The following is a 3,539-nucleotide window of genomic DNA, read 5'->3' as shown; positions in this document are numbered from 1 at the left end:
CGTGAAACGATTTTACGCCGATGATAGTGCTGCAACCAGTGTGAAAGTAGGTCATCGTCAGGCTAGTTATAAGAGAAAGACCCCGGTAAGCCCAAGCGCGTTCAAGATCGCGCTGGTGCAAACCGGGGTTTTTTTTCGTCCGCGTTTTTTCATATCAATCTGCCTTGATGCTCACTTGACTGAAAAGAGCCGCTTCGTAAGCGAAATACCGCAAGATCCAGGCTTGCCCAATACACCACCGGCCATCCAGAGCCGTATTTGCTCGCCTATGTGACAACAGAAATGACGACGTGGCGAGCCAGAGTGCAAGCCTTGATATCCAACGTGGCGTCCGGATTCAAGCTGCTGCGGCCTGCGGCCAGGAAAGCGCCTTAACAGCAGCACGCGCCAGGGCCCGTCAAGGTGCACGCGGACGCGCGCGCATCTTTCAGGGCCTGGCACCGTCGACAGATTCGTCGCCCCCGGACATAGCTTGAATCAGATTGGTGAGCCGTGCAGCCCCGCTCTCGCATCAGAGCGGCTCGAGATCCGCGCCGCGCATGCCGACGAGTAGTGCTTTTCCATTCGCATCGACGCGGAATTCGCCGTACCTCGCCGCTTCCCACCGTTTCGCCTCCCCTTCCTGGAAGTACCACGCATCGGTCACCACCGTATAGCCGCCGTGGCGCGGGGTTAGTTCGATGATGATCTCGCCTGGCGCAAGCGGCCTGCCATTGTATAGGCGTGTCAGCTCCGCAACTCCCCTCTCGTTGACCTTGCCGGCGACCATCAATCGCTCGCCGCCCGTTTCCATCGCACCGGTCTCTACTATCTCTGGCGGTAATATGAAATTCAAGCGCATGTAATCGCCCTGCATGATCGAGCGGGGATCGACAGGCGCCAGTTCAACCAGGATAGGACGACCGTGAGAAATCAGCGATTCCTTTTGCCAGATGCCGATATTGGCGACGGCAAGTACCCCGAGCGCCGTCACTGCAATGCCGATCCGGCGCGCTGCCGAATCCGGCGGCGCAAGGACTGCGCCGCTGCTGGCGATTACAGGTTCGCGATCGCGAATGGCAAGCCAGGCAATCAGGGCAAACAGCGCACCGGCGCCGACCAGGAATAGCGCCTTGGTCGCCAGCGGATACGCCAGCTGATAATACAGCGCGCCGGTAACCCATGCGGCCGCCGCTGCCGCTGTCGCCGCAATGCGCCAGCGACCGGCGCTTGCGCACAAGGCGAAAATCAGCAAAATTGCGCCGAGTGACGGCATCAGTATCGCCAGCCCCGTAAGCACTGCAATCGTGAGTCCATACCAGGGTTTGCGTAACGCCGGCCAACGCCTGGCCAGCCAGGCCGCCCCGGCCAAGGTCATTACCGCCGATGTACACTGTGCGAAAAACGCCAACCGTTGCGATAGCGGCGCCGTCGTGCCGACCGGTGCGCCATCGATCGCGGCGCCCACCATGAATGTCATTCCTGTCCAGAGTGCAAGGCCTGCGATGATAGTAAGTACCCACCCGGTGGCCACCCGGTCGATGAATGCACTGCGCAGATAGTGTCGCTGCACGAAGTGGGTAACGAGCCAGATCACCATCGCACCATGCACCACAATCCAGAAGTGATCGCGGTCGCGAATGTCGTTGGTGTAGAGCGCGATCATCGCCCCGATAATGAAGGCGCAGGTTAGCGCGCCCAGTAGGACACGCAACCAGCTGCGTGGAATCAGGACGGCCAGGACCATTGACAGCAAGGCGACGCTGAGCGAGGCGTTGTGCGCCGACAGGTCGAAGTAGAACGCCACGCTCATGGTCGCTGCGCCGGTCAGTAATGCCGGTATTGACAGCTGTTCGACGAACAGGGGCAAAGAGGCGCGGCGCAGAACGTAAATCGCGCCGCCGCATAGCGCGAGCGAGATAGGATACAAAGCGCTTCTGCTCCGGCTGACAAAGTCGTCACAAATCAGAAAAATGATGCCCATTAATGGAAGGGCCGCCAACCAGGCTCCGAGCGCGGTCAACAACACGACTGGCCAAGGACGATGTGCCTCGTGCCGGATAACTGCGGCGGAGGGCGGCAAAATGCCGGCGGCAATCGCATCGGCGATAATCTGGTCGAGTGGGCGGTTCATTTCGCACCGCCACTGAGCGCGGCACGCTCCGACAGTTTGAGGATGGCGCTCACGGTCGCGGCCAGCAAGCCGGCGGCTGCGAGGCCAAGGAACAGCAGCATTGGAATGGACCAGCGCGCGCTATCGAGGTTGACCATCTGCGCCAGTAATCCAATCAGGAGGATATTCAATGCCAGCCCGATGCCGCTCAAGGAAAATACATCGAATAGGCGAGGCGATATGAACGCCGCAGCGGCGATCGTCAACATGAACAGGGCCAGCCAAAATTGTCCTGATATTTCCGTATTCATCAGGCCGGCAATCCCAAGCAGCGCGACGCTGATTACCGCGAGCGTGATGGCCACGCGCATGGACAAGCGTCCGGCGCCAGTCCACTGCGCAAACAGAGGGCTGAGCAGCGCAGCGATCGTCAACCCGCCAATGCAAGCTGTTACCTGAAAGTGCATTTCGCGCCGGTCCAAACGCCAGCTATGTCCCGTGTTCGCATGTAGCCAGAGCGAAATTCCGGTCATGGCAATCAAGGCCCACGGCGTCCACAGCGCGTCGTGTCGCACAGAAAGGCATAAAGGCAGGCCCAGCAGCGCCCATAGGGCAAACAGTTGCCAGGGATCGGCGCCTGTCTGGTAGGTCTGGCCGAAGTAAGCGAACACGGCACCGATAGCGAGCAGCGCGAGCAGGGCCAGCGGAATCCGTGCAGCTGGTCGGGCATATGCGCCGATGCACGTGACCACCACCACGCCCTGCAACAGGACGAAGCGGGTCGCGCGCGCAAGTGAATCCCAGTTCGCGGCAATCCAGAAAATAATTCCGAGGCCGATCAACGACGCCGCAATGAGGGCCAGGCTGACGCGAAAATGCCGGGCCAGGTTGGCTGGCTCGTCGTCGAGGCCGGACAGTTGGCGGAGCTGTCGATGCTGCTCGTCGTTCAGTGCATGGGCTGCGGAAATCTGTAAAAGCGACAGGCCAATATCCATAATATTCCTTCAATGTTGGAGTTGTGGCAGAGTCTACTCGGCTTTTGTATAGAAAATACTTGCCAACAAATAAGAAGCTTTGCTATAGTTCGCCTCCCCGCAGAAAGGGTTAACGAAATCAAGTAGTTAGCAACCTGTCAGGGCCGTCTCCAAGGAGACGCGGAAGTAAAAAAGAGGTTGGCGAAAAACGCAAAATGCTGCATAATCTCACCTCTCTGCTGCAACGAACACAACGCTTCGTACCATGCAGCAAGATAGAAATACCGAATACGTTCTTTAACAATTAACAGTCGATAAGTGTGGGCGTTTGATGAAGGTGCCAACGAAGCGTAAGCGATGTTGAATACTTAAATTATCAAATGTTCACAAAAAAGAAACACGGCGCATCGAAAGATGAGCTTGTCAGTATTTTGAGTGAGCGATCTGTCCGCAAGGACATTAAACAGAGATTG

General features: G+C 58.0%; 3 protein-coding genes. 1 reads left to right on the top strand and 2 read right to left on the bottom strand.

The genetic code is table 11. The features are described from left to right. A partial coding sequence (locus F2P46_RS37220) for a hypothetical protein (RefSeq protein WP_208296918.1) occupies positions 1 to 274 on the top strand: 274 nt, incomplete at its 5' end. Between the two features lie 237 nt (positions 275 to 511). Here F2P46_RS37220 and F2P46_RS35490 read toward each other — a convergent pair. Further along, positions 512 to 2,113, bottom strand: a complete 1,602-nt coding sequence (locus F2P46_RS35490; protein ID WP_166899186.1) for a GDYXXLXY domain-containing protein — start codon at positions 2,111 to 2,113, stop codon at positions 512 to 514. After that, the gene (locus tag F2P46_RS35485; RefSeq protein WP_166899185.1) at positions 2,110 to 3,087 is read right to left on the bottom strand and encodes a DUF2157 domain-containing protein; all 978 of its coding nucleotides are present in this window, start codon (positions 3,085 to 3,087) and stop codon (positions 2,110 to 2,112) included. Before F2P46_RS35485 ends, F2P46_RS35490 begins: the two co-directional genes overlap by 4 nt. Positions 3,088 to 3,539 lie beyond the last annotated feature (452 nt).

It is taken from the genome of Massilia sp. CCM 8734, from assembly GCF_011682155.1.
GTDB classification, from domain to species: Bacteria; Pseudomonadota; Gammaproteobacteria; order Burkholderiales; family Burkholderiaceae_D; genus Telluria_A; species Telluria_A rubra.
Note: the sequence above shows the minus strand (reverse complement) of the source record. Positions and strands in the feature narration are given on the sequence as shown.

Excerpts from the sequence above, each read along its gene's own strand:
- F2P46_RS35490 (WP_166899186.1), bottom strand. The coding sequence starts at position 2,113 with ATGAACCGCCCACTCGACCAGATTATCGCCGATGCGATTGCCGCCGGC.
- F2P46_RS35485 (WP_166899185.1), bottom strand. The coding sequence starts at position 3,087 with ATGGATATTGGCCTGTCGCTTTTACAGATTTCCGCAGCCCATGCACTG.